General features: G+C 58.4%; 14 protein-coding genes. 5 read left to right on the top strand and 9 right to left on the bottom strand.

The window, feature by feature from the left end; translation table 11 throughout:
• The first annotated feature begins 10 nt into the window (after positions 1-10).
• The 3 genes from O2597_RS17115 (at position 11) to O2597_RS17105 (ending at position 4689) form a co-directional block, all read left to right on the top strand.
• The gene (locus O2597_RS17115) at positions 11-1012 is read left to right on the top strand and encodes an Amuc_1100 family pilus-like protein (protein WP_269526774.1); all 1002 of its coding nucleotides are present in this window, start codon (positions 11-13) and stop codon (positions 1010-1012) included.
• A gap of 5 nt (positions 1013-1017) precedes the next feature.
• Positions 1018-1917, top strand: a complete 900-nt coding sequence (locus O2597_RS17110; RefSeq protein ID WP_269526772.1) for a hypothetical protein — start codon at positions 1018-1020, stop codon at positions 1915-1917.
• A gap of 63 nt (positions 1918-1980) precedes the next feature.
• Positions 1981-4689 carry a hypothetical protein gene (locus O2597_RS17105; protein ID WP_269526770.1) on the top strand — a complete coding sequence of 903 codons (2709 nt, stop codon included), beginning with the start codon at positions 1981-1983 and terminating at the stop codon, positions 4687-4689.
• Between the two features lie 483 nt (positions 4690-5172).
• Here the strand turns inward: O2597_RS17105 and O2597_RS17100 are convergent, their stop codons facing one another.
• The gene (locus tag O2597_RS17100) at positions 5173-7218 is read right to left on the bottom strand and encodes a hypothetical protein (RefSeq protein WP_269526768.1); all 2046 of its coding nucleotides are present in this window, start codon (positions 7216-7218) and stop codon (positions 5173-5175) included.
• On the opposite strand from O2597_RS17100, the gene O2597_RS17095 reads away from it, so the two are divergent.
• Positions 7198-7992, top strand: coding sequence for a TatD family hydrolase (locus O2597_RS17095; protein WP_269526766.1), 795 nt, complete (start codon positions 7198-7200; stop codon positions 7990-7992). The genes O2597_RS17100 and O2597_RS17095 overlap by 21 nt on opposite strands.
• Before the next feature lie 126 nt (positions 7993-8118).
• Here the strand turns inward: O2597_RS17095 and O2597_RS17090 are convergent, their stop codons facing one another.
• From O2597_RS17090 to O2597_RS17055, 8 genes are all read right to left on the bottom strand, one after another.
• Complete coding sequence (locus O2597_RS17090) at positions 8119-8691, bottom strand: RsmD family RNA methyltransferase (protein ID WP_269526764.1); 573 nt, start codon at positions 8689-8691, stop codon at positions 8119-8121.
• An 88-nt stretch (positions 8692-8779) separates the two neighbouring features.
• Entirely contained in the window at positions 8780-9574 is a 795-nt protein-coding gene (gene kdsA, locus O2597_RS17085; RefSeq protein WP_345783028.1) for a 3-deoxy-8-phosphooctulonate synthase, read from the bottom strand.
• Positions 9575-9619: 45 nt separating this feature from the next.
• Positions 9620-10141: a hypothetical protein gene (locus tag O2597_RS17080; protein WP_269526761.1), complete on the bottom strand. Its 522-nt coding sequence runs from the start codon at positions 10139-10141 to the stop codon at positions 9620-9622.
• Between the two features lie 73 nt (positions 10142-10214).
• On the bottom strand, positions 10215-11030 hold the full coding sequence (locus O2597_RS17075; RefSeq protein WP_269526759.1) for a histidinol-phosphatase: 816 nt from the start codon (positions 11028-11030) through the stop codon (positions 10215-10217).
• Between the two features lie 98 nt (positions 11031-11128).
• Positions 11129-11767: a pyridoxamine 5'-phosphate oxidase gene (gene pdxH / locus O2597_RS17070; protein WP_269526758.1), complete on the bottom strand. Its 639-nt coding sequence runs from the start codon at positions 11765-11767 to the stop codon at positions 11129-11131.
• Positions 11768-11846: 79 nt separating this feature from the next.
• Positions 11847-12776: a thioredoxin-disulfide reductase gene (gene trxB / locus O2597_RS17065; RefSeq protein WP_269526757.1), complete on the bottom strand. Its 930-nt coding sequence runs from the start codon at positions 12774-12776 to the stop codon at positions 11847-11849.
• A gap of 130 nt (positions 12777-12906) precedes the next feature.
• The gene (locus tag O2597_RS17060; RefSeq protein ID WP_269526755.1) at positions 12907-13512 is read right to left on the bottom strand and encodes a riboflavin synthase; all 606 of its coding nucleotides are present in this window, start codon (positions 13510-13512) and stop codon (positions 12907-12909) included.
• A 132-nt stretch (positions 13513-13644) separates the two neighbouring features.
• Positions 13645-14757 carry an ABC transporter substrate-binding protein gene (locus O2597_RS17055; protein ID WP_269526754.1) on the bottom strand — a complete coding sequence of 371 codons (1113 nt, stop codon included), beginning with the start codon at positions 14755-14757 and terminating at the stop codon, positions 13645-13647.
• A 44-nt stretch (positions 14758-14801) separates the two neighbouring features.
• Between O2597_RS17055 and O2597_RS17050 the strand changes: the two genes are divergently transcribed.
• Positions 14802-15368, top strand: coding sequence for an ATP:cob(I)alamin adenosyltransferase (locus O2597_RS17050; protein ID WP_269526752.1), 567 nt, complete (start codon positions 14802-14804; stop codon positions 15366-15368).
• Positions 15369-15541 lie beyond the last annotated feature (173 nt).

Genomic DNA, 15541 nt, shown 5'->3' with positions numbered 1-15541 from the left:
TTTTGAATTTATGGCGTTTATAAAGAAAAACCTGGTCTTTAGCCTCTTCGTGCTGATCGCCCTCGGCGTCTGTGCGGCGGGCGCCTACATGGCTTTTTCCGCGAATGGAAAGCTCGATTCGCTGCAACGCGAGGTAAAGACTGCCGAACAACAACATCGCAGCTTGCTGCAGGCCGCTCCGTCCCCTTCGGCTGACAACCTGGTCGCCGCGGAAGATAATGTGAAGCAGCTCACTGCGGAACTGGGCAAGATACGTGAAGAGCTGCGCCGCGGATCGCGCATCAACGCCTCGGACGATGGTGTGCGTGTGATGGCGGCCATCCAGCAGTTTATCTTCGACTTCCAACGCAAAGCGGCCGCCCATACCACGGAGAAGTTGGAGGAAGCGAAAGCGCTCGACCCGGAAGCGACCCGGCCGGACATGGTGGGCAATGATTTTGCCTTCGGCTTTGAGGCCTACCTCAAAGACGCCACGATTCCGAACGATCCGACGGTAGTTCCGGAACTGGACAAGCAGCGCCAAATCCTGACTTACCTGATGAACCAACTGATCCAAGCCGATCCGATGACGATCGAATCGGTCCAGCGGGAATTGATCGAGCAAGCCGCGGCGACCGACTCGCGCTCCTCCAGCAAGGGCTTTGCGATTGATCCGGCGATTACGGCGGCAGTACCCGGCGCGATCGATACCATGGCGTTCAGCGTGACCTTTACCGGCAAGACCAGCGCCTTGCGGGACTTCCTCAATGAGTTGGCGCAGTTTAACATGCCGATTGTCGTGCGCAGCGTGACGGTGGAACGTCCGAGCGGCAGCGCCACGACCGTGACGGCACCGCGCGGTGGACTCGAAAGTATCTTCGGTGCCTTTGAACCTGCTAAAAATGCAGGGACAGGGGACGCGGAACCCGAGACACAGAAGCCGGTGGTGGAAAACACCGACTCGCGCTTCAGCGTCGTGCTCGAATTCATCGACATTGTCCTTCCGACTGAAACCACCGAAGAGGCCTCCTGATCGGTATGAAGAAATTTTACGACAAACTTATTTTCCTTCTGGCACTGCTTGCTCTGGCTGCAGGCTGTGCGGTCTACTTCATGCAGTCGGCCCCGGCTCCGGTGACATCGGCTTCGATGGGCGATCACCCGTATGAGGCGGTTCCGGTTCCGGATTCGAGCGCAAGTGATGCGCACTGGCCCATGGCGGAGGCCCCGGCCGATGCGCCCGACGAGCTCTTTGATGTCTTTACGCCGCCCAAGATCTGGCTCGATACCGAGACGCTCGAATTTGTTTTTCAAGCACCGTATGTGGACCGTCGGGGTGACAAGCCGATCCCCTTCGGTGTGGAATTCGTCGACTTTGCACAGGTACCTTTCCGCCTGCAGCTTCAGGGCTATGTCGAAGAAGATCCTTCCGATGCCACCAAGTCGCTGCTTCTCTTCGGCGATGCGGAAAAGGGTGAGCGCGTCCGTGCCCGTGTCGGGGATGAAAAGACCGAATACGGCTTCAAGGTCGTCGATTTCGAGGTCAAGAAAGTCGTGGCTGCAGACAACAGTATTACGCGCGAAGCCAAGGCCACCATCCTCGATCTGCAGACCAATCAGGAGGTTGTTCTGGTGCCCGGTGAGATCCTGATGACGGACGAGTACACCGTGACCCTCCAAGCTACGGATGTCCCGGATTTGAAGTTTGAGTTCAGTCAGGCGCCCGAATCCTTTGAAATTGCTGGTTCCCAGTATGTATTAGAGGAAATTAACCTTGAAGAACCCAGTGTTAGCGTGAAGAAACAGGGGGACGGCGAGAACGAAGCGGTCACCAAGAAACTCACGCTCAGTAAGAAGACAAATACCAACACCGTCAAACCGGTTGCCCCAAGTCCAGCTCCCGCGATCGATTCGGGGAGCGACCTCTTCGGGTTCTAACCGGATCTTTAGTTTACATTCCTGTAGATTTCGAAATAACAGCAACGTTGCCTAGATAACATTATGAAGAAATACCTCGCCCTACGCATGCGTATCGCCGCCATCCTGATGGCCGCGGCGCTGGGATCATTCGCGTTCGTCGCACCCCAGGTCGCCGATGCGCAAAGCACCACGGATAAAATCCGCCTGATGGCCGAAACCTTGCGCGCCCGCGATTCAGGTGATTTGCTTCTGGCCAAGGACAAGGCCGAAGAATTGATTAAGATCGCCCCGAACGATGAAAACGTGCAGCGCCTGCTCGCTTCCATCAACCGCGATCTCGAACGCCAAGGCGGTGCGCCCGAAAGCGCTGTCTTCGGCCAAGCCGCCGATGCTTCTCCGGAAGCTGCCATGGAATCACCTGCCGCCGCATCGATGGGCAGTAGCAGCGCGGATTCGCTGGCCGAAGCTGCAGCAGCGGATCAAGCCTCCAAAGTGGCCGCTGCTGAAGCCGCCATGGACGAAGCCGAAAAGCTGGCTGAGCTGGGTGCCTATTCCGATGCGACCGCACTTTTGGATTCCGCTAGCGCCAGCCTGACTCTGAACACCGCAACCGCTCAGGTTCTGGAAGATCTGGAAGAAGCCAAGGGTGACGTCGTCCTGGCCCAAGCCGAAGCGCTTGCCGAATCCGGCAACAACAAGGGCGCCGAAGCACTTCTGGAAGATTACTTCGCTGCAGGCGGCAATTCCCGCAAGGCCCGCTCGCTGGCCAAGAAGCTGGATGCGGCCATTTCCGATCCTTACAGCATTTCGATCGCTGAAGTGAGCCCGGAGTTTGTCGAGCAAAGCAAGATCGTCCGTGACCTGCTTACCCGCGGCCGTGCCCAGTACTTGAACGGGGACTACGATGCCGCAGCCTCCACCTTCAAGGAAGTGGAAGCCCGCGATGCAAACAACGCGGAAGCCAAGGCTTTCTCTACCAAGATTGCCGAAGTGCTCGGCAAGATCCACAAGCAAAACCACTACAAGACCCGTGAGCAAATGCTGACGGAAGTCGATCAAGGCTGGGAGCGTCCCAAGGTCTTCGATATCGCAACGGGCCCGACTCAAGAAGTTATCAATGTCGACCTGAAGAAGAAGATGGAGAACATCATCATTCCTCAGGTCAACTTCTCCAGCATGGAGTTGACCCGTGTGATCGAAACCCTTTCCGAGCTGTCGGTCGAGTATGATGCCGAGCGCAAGGGCGTGAACATCGTTCCGCTTTTCGATCCGAACCAACGCAACCCGCGTGTGAACATCACGCTGCGTAACCTGAACCTTGACCGTATCCTCGGTTTCGTGACCGCCCAGGTGAATTTCGCCTACGATGTCGGCACCGATGCGGTGACCGTCTCTCCGGATGGCCAAGGCACCAGCGGTAACACTGTGACCGAATTCTTCCCGATTTCCCGCGCCACCATCATCCGCATCACCGGTGGTGACAGCGGCGGCGCCAGCGCCGGCCCGGTGGATCCCTTCGCTCCGGCTCCGGCTGGTGGCGGCGGTGGCAGCGCCGATGACCGCACCGAGAAGATCAAGAGCTTCTTCCAAAGTGCCGGTGTCGATTTCACCATCCCGGGAGCCAACCTTGCTTTCGACGGCGAACAGCTGATCGCCACCCAAACCCGTCGCAACCTCGACCGTATGCGCACCATCCTTCGTAACTACAGCGATGTGAAGCAGGTCGAAATCGAAGCGAAGTTCCTTGAAGTGTCCCAGAACGACCTGGATGAACTCGGCTTCAACTGGAATGTATCCGATGAAGACGGAAATGCGATCTTCACCTTCGGCGGTCAAAGCCTTGCGGAACGCTACAGTGTTGCAGGTGAATCCTCCAACATCAGCATCAGCTCTCCTGCAACTGCGATCTTAAACAGTGATGGTGACGTTATTGGGGTCTCGGCAGCTATCGATAAGGATCTTGCCTTGCTTCCTCCGTCACTGCCGACCCAAATCGATCTGGCTGCCGAAGTGGGTAATTTGGCCACTGCCACCGGTTGGTCGGTCTTGGGCTACGATGTCGATTTTGCCTTGCGTGCACTGGCTCGCAAGTCGGGCAGCGACCTCATGAGCGCACCGAAGGTAACCGTTCTTTCCGGTAAGCGTGCGAATATCACGGTCGCCCAGGAACTTCGTTATCCGGAAAGCTATGGTGATATCGAGTCCACCGTTTCTTCCAACAACTCCGGCGGGGCTGCGATTTCCATCACTGCCGGTACGCCGGAAGATTTCGTTACCCGCAATGTGGGGGTCGAGATGTCCGTGACACCGAACGTCGAAAACGACGATACGATCAGCTTGATTCTTGAGCCGCGTGTCACCGAGTTCGAAGGCTTTGTCGAATACGGTGGTCCGAGCGTCGCTTTGGCCGGTTCAACGATCGCGACTGTTCCTGCTGGCTTCTACCAGCCGATCTTCTCCACTCGTGAAATTTCCACAGAAGTGACTGTCTTTGACGGTGCGACTGTTGTGATGGGTGGTTTGACTCGCGACGAAGTGAAGTCCATTGATGACCGGGTTCCGGTGCTGGGTGATATCCCAGGGGTGGGTCGCCTGTTCCGTTCGGAAGGTGAAACCCGTCAAAAGCGCAATCTCCTGATCTTCGTGACGGCCAACCTGGTGAGCCCGGGTGGCTCGCCCGCCAAGCAAAGCTACCGTAATGTCGGTGCCAATGAGCTCTTCCAAAACCCGACGATCATGACTCCGAGTGGGTCTGTGAATCGTGGGATCAAGAGCGCAGAAGCTGAGTAAGCGGTCTCTCTGAGATAAAGTTATTTCTCCTCGATGGGGGCTTGCTCAACAGCAAGCCCCCATTTTTTGGTTCACCGTCGATTTGCGGGATTCGGCATGGATCATTCACGCATGAATCCGGGAGGCAGCAAAGCAAACGCTCTCCTCTTCTAAAGGGAGGGGAACAGCGAAGCGGCGAATGGCACGACCTTAAGGCTGGTTTGAGAGGAGATAGGCCTTCGAGTCGCTTGCCGGATTTGAGATTGGGAGGGCGGCTGTCCCCAGCCGCCGTGCTACGTACTATGTGATGCGAAGCCTCGACATGATTGCCGTGCCGCGGAAGCGAATCGTGCTAATCTGGGCTCGGTGTGCCGAATCGTGGCGGCTGGGGGCAGCCGCCCTCCCGTGAGGTTGGGCCATTTCCCCCGAAGCTCCCTGTCCAGCCGGTCGGTGACGCGGCTACTTTCTGTCGGGTCTCAATGCCAGTTGAAAGTGGAATCAGAGTCATGGGGCTGTCTCCGGTGTTTTTATCACGCGGTAGATCCTGAAGCGAATGCGCTCTTTGGGAAAGGTTCCATAGTAGGGTAGTTCTTGTAGCCAGCCGGGAAGTAACTGTCCATTGGCCAGGCGGTGTGCGAAGCTTGTGCCCGCTGAATCGGTTTCGGCTCTGGCCGCCCAGGTGACGAGTGCTTCGAAGGGCCCGTCCTGTACATCACCCTGGACGACGAGGTAGTCGGCTTCCGCTTGGCGGACGGCGGCCCAGGCCTCGTTGTCGCTTTGCGCGCTAAACAGTTCAGAGGCGAGGCGAAGGCCGTCGGTGTTTTCCCAATAGAAGCTACCGATCGGATGGATTGCAGGAACCAGTGCGGGGCTTGCGGCAAAGGCATAGGGCATGGCGACCCGGACGGCTTGCTCTTTGGAGTAGGATTGCAGGTTTAAATTCAGGTCGCGGCTGCCGGTTTGCAGGATCATGTCGGCGACAAACTCCCGGCCGGGTTTGGTTTCGATCCGCGACCAGTCGCGCAGCCAGCCCAGTAGGCAGAGGGAACAAAGAACCAAGCCCAGTATGCGGCCTGAACGTCCTGAGGACAAGGTGAGGGCGAGTTGCAGGCAGGCTGCGGTCGCGAGCAATCCGAGCCAGCGGGTCTGCATGCAGGCAAGAAGTATCAGGCCCAGGAGGAGAACGTAGCCGGGACGTATCTCCTTGGGGGACTGGAAGACGGGAATCGCTGCCAGGCATGCCGCGAGGCTGAGTAACATGGGGTGGAGGAAGAGGCTGCTTTTCCAGATCCCGTTCATCCACGGGCTTTGGAACTCGACGATGGAGTCATGAATCCTCCGTGCAAAGGGGTCGAACCAGATATGGGAGGCTTGGCCGTGTAGGCCGATCCAGATCAAGGGGGTCAATCCGGCCAGCAGCCCGATACTGAAATAGACCGTCCGTCTTTTGGAATTGCCGGCCATGAAGGCGGCGGCAGCGACCATGCCCGAACCGGCTTGGGCTAGGATAAACACCGGATGGAGCGAGGCAATCGATGCCGACCACTGCATCCGGCCGTCCAGGAGCCCGAGAACGAGGATGCCGGCGGACGAAAGGAGCCCCCAGCCCAGACAGGCAGTGGCCATCCGTTTGTTAGCTTCATCGTTTCCGCTTCGATTTAGATATGCGGCGAGAATGAGGGCGGTGGTGATGAGTATGCCGATCGCGGCTTGGGTGGTCGCACTGACCCACCAGCAACCGGCGCTGCCGAGACTGGCAAGAAGCGTCCAGCCGATGTTGCGGTGGCGGAGCAGGGCATAGAGGCCGATAAGCTGGAGCGTGAAAAAACTCTGGAACATGGCCTCATGGTCCAGCCGGGAAAAGGCGAAGTCCCAGGCACTGCCGGCATTGAAAAAAAGCAGGACGGCGAAGAAGGCCGCGCTCCACGCCTTGTCCGTCTTTAGCAACAGGAGCATGCAGAAGGCGCACAATATGAGTAGGACGACGCTACCGATCCAGTGTGCCGCCTCATGTATGCCGCGTACCACCGTCCAGTCATGCCATTGTGCATTGAGCCATCCGCTGAGATGCAGCAGGCGCGCCAAGCCGGAATGCCAAATGTTGGCCCGGCCTTCGGGCGGTCCTTCGTCGCTGCGCCAATGCAGGACCCCCGTGTCGCCGGCCGCCAGAGAATCCGCCAGATGCACCCACTGATAGCTGTCATTCGAGCGATAGAGCGGATACTGCCAGGCCAATTCGCTGGTATCCATCGCCTGCTTCCACTCGGGAGGGAAGAAATCCGCCGACCGCTGCACCCAGACCTGGTTCCACTTGTGCCAGCTCCAAAGGGTGGCCAATACCAGCCCCGCGAAGACCAGTGCCAGATAGAGCCACCGGTAAGCGGACTCTTTCGGGGATGTCTTTGCTGCGGCCATGTGCCCCTCATGTAGTGCGAGGCGCGTGGATTCTTCAATCTTTCTCTCAAGCGCGGATCCCCTAAAATCGCACATCGGGCTTTCATTCCTGCGGAAGCTGGCTAGCGTGCGGGCATGGAGTGGATCGATAGTCATTGCCATTTGGAAGTCTTTCACAAACAGGGGCAGTTGAAGGAGGCCCTTGAACGGGCGGCCGCCGCCGGTGTGCACCGTTTTGTCACGGTGGGTACCGGGCCGAAGGACTGGGTGCTCTATCGCGAAATGCACGCTGCCCATAGCGGAACGATTGATTACACTGTCGGGCTGCATCCCTGCTCCGTGGACGAAGACTGGTCCGCAGCGGTCAGCCAGATATCGACCTTTTTCATGCCGCCGTCGGCGCCGGTGGCGCTTGGAGAGATCGGCCTGGACTTCTTTCATTTGCCGAAGGATCCGGTGGCGGCGGGCGAGCAGATCCTGTTGCAGGAGGCGGCATTCCGCCAGCAGCTGCTGCTGGCGCATGAGATTGGTTGTCCGGTGGTCATTCACAGCCGTAAGGCATTCAAGGAGACGGTTGAGCTGATCGACGAGTCCGGCATGGACTGGACTCGTGTGGTCTTTCATTGCTTCAGCTACGGGGCTGAAGAGATGGCACTGCTGCGGGAACGCGGAGGCCGCGGCTCTTTTACGGGAATCGTGACCTACAAGAATGCGCCGGATGTCCGCGAAGCCCTGCGTCTGCAGGGGGCCGAGACCTTGATGCTTGAAACGGACTGTCCCTACCTCACACCTGAACCGCATCGCGGCAAACCGAATGAGCCGGCTTATGTCGCCGACATTGGGCGGCGCTGCGCGGAGGCCCTGGCGCTCGCACCAGAGGTTTTGGCCGAGCGGACCGTTGCCAATACAAAGGCCTTTTTCAACCTCTAGCGTTGTAAGTGTGGTGGCTCGGTTCGTAAGGGCGCGGTCGAAATCGCTATCGCGCTTTCGCTACACCTCAAAATAAATGTGGTGCTGACAGAATTAACGTCTATTCACGTGTTCAAAACACGTCACTTAAACCGTGCCGTGCTGACGGGTGAAGATCGCGACCGTCGGTTTGTCCTTGCCTGCCTTGCCGATGCGTCGGCTCAGTTCCCAGCCCGGGATTTCCGGGTGCAAATTGCCAGGCAGTTCAAGTAGCACGCGCGCATCCACCGCCGCTATCCGGTTGAGTACCTGTTCAAAGATGCGGGGCAGTTCCGCTTCGATCCGGGAGTAGGGCGGATCCAAAAAGATTAGGTCAAAAGCGTCTTCCGGTCCCCGGATCGTATACACGTCACTGCTTTGCACGGCGAGGGCGCCTGGGTTTAGATTCGCGCTCTTGGCGACGGCTGCGGCATTTTGACGCAGGCAGTTCAGGGCGTCCTTCTGGTTTTCATAGAAGCTGCAACTCGTGGCCCCGCGGCTGACGGCTTCCAGCCCGTAGCTGCCGGTGCCGGCAAAGAGGTCCGCGACGCGACAGCCTTCCACACTGGGTCCCAGACTGGAGAAGGTGGCCTCCCGCATCCGGTCGGTTGCGGGGCGTGTCTGGTCACCCTTGGGGGTCTTCAAGGGAATGCCCCGGGCTTTGCCTCCGGTGATGCGCATTTGGGTTGTTAGTTGCTGGTTGTTTGTTGTCGGATGCTGGTGGATCGTCGCTTAGGTGAACGTTCAACTGGCAACGATCATCTAACAACTATCGAACCGCTTTCCAGACCCGAAGCAGACTCTCGATCAGCTCGGGCAGCTCGGCCAGCGGGATCTGGCTGGCAGCGTCGGAAATGGCTTTTTCCGGATTCGGGTGAGTCTCGAGAAAGACGCCGTTGGCTCCGGCGGCGAGGGCGGCCCGTGCCAGCGGCGGGACGTACTCGCGTTGGCCGCCGCTGACTCCGCCGGCGGCTCCGGGCAGCTGCACACTGTGCGTCGCATCGATCACGGTCGGATGTCCGTTGGCTGCCATGATGCTGAAGCTGCGCATGTCGACCACCAGGTTCTGGTAGCCGAAGGTCGTGCCGCGATCGGTCTGCCAGATCTCCTTGGCGCCCGCTTCCTCCAGTTTGTCCGTCACGAATTTCATTTCGTAGGGGGAGAGGAATTGCCCTTTCTTGACGTTGATGGCGCAGTCCGTCTTCGCTGCGGCCACCAGCAGGTCTGTCTGGCGGCAGAGAAAGGCCGGGATTTGAAGGGCATCCACGACCGCGCCAACTGCCGCGCATTGTTCCGGCAGGTGAATATCGGTGATGGTGTTGAAGCCATACTCCTTGCGGATGGTTTGGAAGATTTCGAGGCCTTCTTCCATGCCGGTGCCACGGTTGCTGTGAATCGAGGTCCGGTTGGCCTTATCGAAGGAGCCTTTGAACAGGATATTCAGCTCGGGGTGCTTGGCTTGCAGAGCGGACAGGGCGTCGGCTACAGGGCGGCAGGTGTCGAGTCCCTCGAGGGAGCAGGGGCCGGCAATGAGGAGAAGCTTGTTCGCATCGTAAATCATGATCCTGCTATATGAACATGTCCGCGCGAAGGCCAAGCCGGAATCCGATTAATCCGCTTCCGTCCCCGATTTTACCAGATGTCCTTTGTAGACCAATTGGGCGAGCCCGTCGGCATAGACGTAGCTGTCGAAGCCTTCGGTTTGCATCACGGTGTCACCTGCTTCTTCCTTGAAAGTCTCCTTGATCTGGTAATCGGTTGCCCGCTGCATGTCGGCGGGGATCCAAACGATACCCCCTTCATGCCGGGTTCCGATGAATTGCTCGGTCTGCCCGTCACTGTGGCTGACTTCGGATATCAGTTTCCCTTCCACGATTTTGGTTTCCGAGCGGGAACTACTGATCCCGCTCTCCCGCTGGCTGACGGAAACGCCGCGCAGGATGCCGTCTTTGTACCAGTACTGTTGCTCGACGATGAAAGTTTCCGAATAGTCGCTTGCGCTCGAGTAGACCGTGAATTCGCCGACCCAGCGGCCTTCGTATTGTTTAACCAGCTCGGGGGGTAAATCCTCTGCGGAGAGCATCCGTCCCAGGACGCTTAGAATGAGCAACAAGCCGGCTTTGCGGATCATAATCGCTTAATGATCGTATGTAAGTTGCTAATGTCAATTCTCTTATGGACCGGAGAGGTGGCTCTCCTCCGCGTTATGTATGGATGGGGATGGCGATACGTTCCCGCTTACGGAAATAGTGTACTTGCTCAAAGCCTTTGGACTGGAGGAGTGGGAGGATGGTATCGAAAAATTGACCGACACTTTGCGGACGGTGGGAGTCGGACCCGATGGTGAGTTTGACGCCCATTTCGGCGGCCCAGTCGAGGATGATCGGGTCGGGGTGGACCTCGTAGTCACCTTTGGTCAGGCCACTGGTGTTGACCTCCATGCAAATGTCTTCGTCGACAATCGTCTGGAGGAATTCGCGGATGACGGTCTCGTGCTGGGCGGGCTTGAACTTGCGAACCACGCCATAGGTGCGGATCACGTCCGGATGCGACATGCTGTCGTAGCGGCCGGATTGTGCTCCATCGATGAGGTGGCGGAAGTAGGAGTCGATGCGCATGGCATCGGAGTGGACTTTGTTCTCCTTGAGCCAGGTCAGGTAGCTCAGGCACTGTGCATGGAGGGAACCGAGCACGAAGTCGAAATCGTAGGCGGCGAGGATTGCATCCATCGGGGTCATGTGGGCCTCGTCCGGAAAGACTTCGGCTTCGATTCCGCAGAGGACCTCGACGCCGAGCGGCCGGGCCTGGTCCGCGGTCTGCCGGACGAGTTCGACGTAGTCGTCCAGCTCGTGGCGCTGCATGCGGATCCCTGTCTGTCCGAAGGCTTCCCATTCCATCGGGATATGGCAGGTGATGGTGATCAGCTGAATGCCCCGTTCGACAGCCATCATGGCATATTCGATCGGCTCGCCGATGGCGTGCCCGCAAAGCGGTGTGTGCATGTGACAATCTACCAGCATAATTCGAATCTCCGGAGGCTAGCACTCACAGTTTCCGGCCGGAGGCTCAACTGAAAACGTCGTCTGCCTTCGGATCTTCACCTGTTCAAAGTAATGTATTAGGGTGCCAGGCGTTCGATCGTCCAGCTGTCGTCGGCCTGTCGGCGGTAAATAAAACGGTCGTGCAGCCGGCTGGTTCGCCCCTGCCAGAACTCGAAGGAGCGCGGTACGATCCGGTAGCCGCCCCAGTTGTCGGGCAGGGGGATCTTGCCGTCGGCAAACTTGCGCTTCATTTGCGCGAATTTTTCCTCCAGCAACTGGCGTGAGGTGATCACCTTGCTTTGGGGAGAGGCCCAGGCGCCCAGTTGGCTGGCGAAGGGGCGGCTGAGGAAATATTTGAGTGATTCCGCCTTGGAGACACGCTCGACCTGTCCCCGGACATTGACCTGCCGTTGCAGGGGCAGCCAAAGGAAGGTGGCTGCGGCGTTCGGGTTGCTTTCGAAATCGATCGCCTTCTGGCTGCTGTAGTTGGTGTAGAAGGTCAGGCCTTTGGCGGAAAAATCCTTCAAGAGCACGGTTCGCGTGTTGGGGCAGCCTTCGCCGTCCACCGAGGCCAGGCACATGGCGTTGGGCTCGTCGACTTCGGCGGTGATCGCATCCTTGAACCACTTTTCGAATTGCTCGAAGGGGCTCTTCAACAAGTCGGACTGGTTGAAGCTGTGCTTCGTGTAATTCTGCCTGAGGTCGGAGAGGTCCATTGTGCGTTGTCGGTTGTTCGTTGAGAGTTGATTGTGACTGGATCAAGTCAACTAACAACAATCATCGAACAACGTCCCACTAAACCTGTTCCGCCAGCCAGCGTTCGGCTTCGATGGCGGCCTGGCAGCCCATGCCGGCAGCGGTGATGGCCTGGCGGTAGACATGGTCGACACAGTCGCCGGCGGCGTAGAAGCCGGGGAACTTGGTCTTCACCTGGCTTCCGCTTTCGGGGATGATGTAGCCGTCGCCGTCGCGGTCGAGGAGGCCGTCGACAAAATCAGTGTTGGGGATGTGGCCGATGGCGATAAAGACGCCCTTGCAGGGAATCTCGCGTTCCTCGCCGGTTTTGGCGTCCTTCACGCGGATGGCACGGGTAAAGCCCTTCTCGTCCGCAATCACTTCCTGAGGCAGTGAGTTCCAGGCCATCTCGATCTTTTGGTGCGAGGTGGCGCGGTCGGCCATGATCTGGGAGGCACGCAGCTCGTCCCGGCGGTGGATCAGGGTCACCTTGGAGCAGAAGCGGGTGAGGAAAAGGGCTTCCTCACAGGCGGAGTCGCCCCCGCCGATCACCACGACATCCATGTCGCGGTAGAACGCGCCGTCACAGGTAGCGCAGGTGGTCACTCCCTTGCCGCCGTACATTTCCTTTTCGCCGGGGATGCCCAGCAGTCGGGGGCGTGCGCCTGTCGCCACGATGACCGACTTGGCCTCGTAGGTCTTCTCGCCGGCATAGAGCTTTTTTACCCCGTTCTCGATCGTGATCTTGTCGACCTTGGCGTGCTCGTATCGGGCGCCGAATTTGGCGGCCTGCTTGCGCAGGTTGTCCATCATCATGAAGCCGTCGATGCCCTCGGGGAAGCCGGGAAAGTTCTCCACTTCCGAAGTGGTGGTGAGCTGTCCGCCCGGTTGGGTGCCTTCGAGCACCAGCGGGTTGAGCTGGGCGCGGCCCGTGTAAATTGCGGCGGTCAGACCGGCGCAGCCGGTCCCGAGAATGATGACGTCTTCCATTGGTAGTATTAAAGTGCTGTGTGCTTGGTAAAACAGCTCAGCATGCTTTCGCGTTCCGGCTGCTCAACCATTTTTCAAGCGAGTCTGCTTTTTCCTGAGAGGCAAATGCGCCCGGATGATTCCGTTTTTCTCAGTTCGGACCTCCGCCCCCGGCGAAGAGCTTCTCCACGTACTTCGCGATCAGGTCGTATTCGAGGTTCACCTTGTCGCCCACTTTCTTGGTGTGCAGGTTTGTGATTTCCATGGTGTGGGGAATCAGCCAGATGACAAATCCGCTGGCATCGACTTCCGCGACGGTCAACGAGATGCCGTCTACCGTGATACTGCCCTTATGCACGATGTAGCGCAGGTTTTCCGGGTTTTCCGGACGGATCCGGAAGAAGAAGTCCTTGCCGCGGGGCTCGATATTCTCGACCACACCGGTTCCGTCCACATGGCCGGAAACAAAGTGCCCGCCCATTCGTGTGCTGGGCAGCAGCGCGCGCTCCAGATTGACCTTGCCGCCGGGGCCGATGCCCTCGATCGAGGTCAGGCGCACGCTCTCGGCCAGCAAATCGAAGTGAATACGTTTTCCTTCAATCGCCACCACGGTCAGGCAGCAGCCGTTGACGGCCACACTGTCACCGATGGCGAGGTCGTCGGTGATGGTTTCGGTATCCAGGATCAGACGCCAGGCGGCCTGCCGGTCCTCAAAGGCGACCACTGTGCCGGTTTCTTCTACGATTCCAGTGAACATGCCTAACACTCAACGCCAATTTCGGCGCTTGTCGCGCCTAAAACACAGTTTTCAAGGCGATGCGGACAACTGATTTAGGGAATTGCTGCCTCGCTTCCCCTTAGCCTTAAGATGTCAATTGTGGATAGGAACTCAGTTCAGGCGCTCGTAGAACAGCAGTTCCCGCTCGGCCAGTAGCCCCGGGTGGAAGATCTGGATAAGGTCGGCCAGCACCTCGTCGGGGTGCACGACTCCGTATTCCCAGATGGGGTTGCCCCCTTCGGGACCGACTTGCCTGGTGTGGTTGAAGACCTTGCCTTGGCGGGCGGCTTGGAACATGGCGAAGCGCGGGTCGGCGGAGCGGAGCGCTGGCATCGTCCGGTAACTGCTGGGGTTGAGCCAGATGTCTGCCTTGGCCGCCTTTAGAAAGACGCGTTCGGTATCGAGTGGAATTCCGCCCTGACTGTCGTCCCCGGCCCAGAGATAGCGACCGCTGGCGTCGGCGATGGCTTGTGCCGTGTAGCTTTTTCCGCCGGGCACATGCCAGATCCCGGAATAGGGGGCGCCACAGAAGACCGTGGGCCGGGTTTTCGCTTGGGCGGCTTGTTCGACCAGCGCATTGTAGCGGGTCGCGATGTCGCGATAGAGAATCTCGGCTTCAGCGTCCTTTTCGAGGAAGGCCGCGATGAATTTGAGCCATTCCGAGCGGGCCAGCGGATGGCGCTCCATGTAACCGGCGGAGAGGACGACGGGTAAGCCGGAGCGGATGAGCTTGGGTGGGACGTCGAAGCTGGGGTCCCCGGAAATACTGGTCAGGATGAGGTCGGGCTGGATCAGGAGCATGCGCTCGATGTCCATGTTTTGCCCAATCTGCATTTTTGCAATCTCGCCTGTTTCGACCCGGGCCCGCACCGTGGGATTGCTGATGAAGTTAGTGGTGGCGGCTCCAACGATGCGGTCGAGGGCTCCCAGTGCTTCCAGATAGCCGATATAGACCGTTTCCATGCAGACGATGCGCTCGACCGGCGTGCGTACGAGCAGGGCATCTTTGGGCAGGTCGGCAGGGAGTGGGGCGGTCTTCGGAACCAGCGCGTAGCGGTAGGTCTGGTCCGAGTTGCGGTAGGCATTGCTTACGGTGAGGAGGCGGTATCCGGGAAACTGCTCGATGTTGAAGTTCTGCGCGTATTCGGGCTCGTCCGCACGGAGCGTGTTCAAGCCGCAGAGGCAAGTGACGAGGACGAGGAACTGGAAGAAACGAAAAAACATGAAAGAGATTGGCGGATCCGGGGATCGCGGCAGGATGTGAGTCGATGAAGCCGAAATTGAGCAAGAATCTGGATGAAGTCTGCTATCCTTATATTTATGAGGATTCGCTCAAGTGTGATTATGAAATACACACGGATGAGATGTGCCGTCAAATCGGCGGAATCCTTGCGGTCATGCCTCCGGAGTTTCCGGAACTCATTGCGGAATTGGAAGCGCTTCAGCCGATGGTGTATCACTTGAACGGTTCGATCCGGGGGAAGTGTGCCTTGACGGAGGAAGATTTGACCTGGTTGCGGGACTGTTACGCCCGGCACCGCGAGGCGACTGCCGGGGCGATTTCGGGTTTCGTTTTGCCCCGTGGTTCGGTCCCGGTGCCACAGCTCAACAGCGCCAGCTCCGCGGCGAAGAAGGCGATCCGCCTGATGGTTCGCCTGCACCGCGAAGAGGGCCTGGACATTCCGGATGTGCTCCATCGCTTCTGCAATGTGCTTTGCAATTACCTGTTCACCCTGACGATTGTGATCAATCAGGCGCGCGGCTTGAAGGAGATCCCTTTTGAAAGCGGCAGCTACCGGGTCCGGACGCTGAAGCGGAAGGCTGAGGGCCTTTGAGGAAGGATGAAGGCTGAAACCTGAAACCTGAAGGGGGCGAACCGCCCGGAGGGGTCAGGACATGGGTAACAGTTTAGGTTCAAGACATAGGTAACACTTCGTCAGAGCTTGGTGACAGTTGTTAGTATTATTTTTGTAGGTGTTTACGAAGCTTTTTGGGTGTTGCCCTCTCC

Source organism: Coraliomargarita parva (assembly GCF_027257905.1).
Lineage (GTDB): Bacteria > Verrucomicrobiota > Verrucomicrobiia > Opitutales > Coraliomargaritaceae > Coraliomargarita_A > Coraliomargarita_A parva.
Note: the sequence above shows the minus strand (reverse complement) of the source record. Positions and strands in the feature narration are given on the sequence as shown.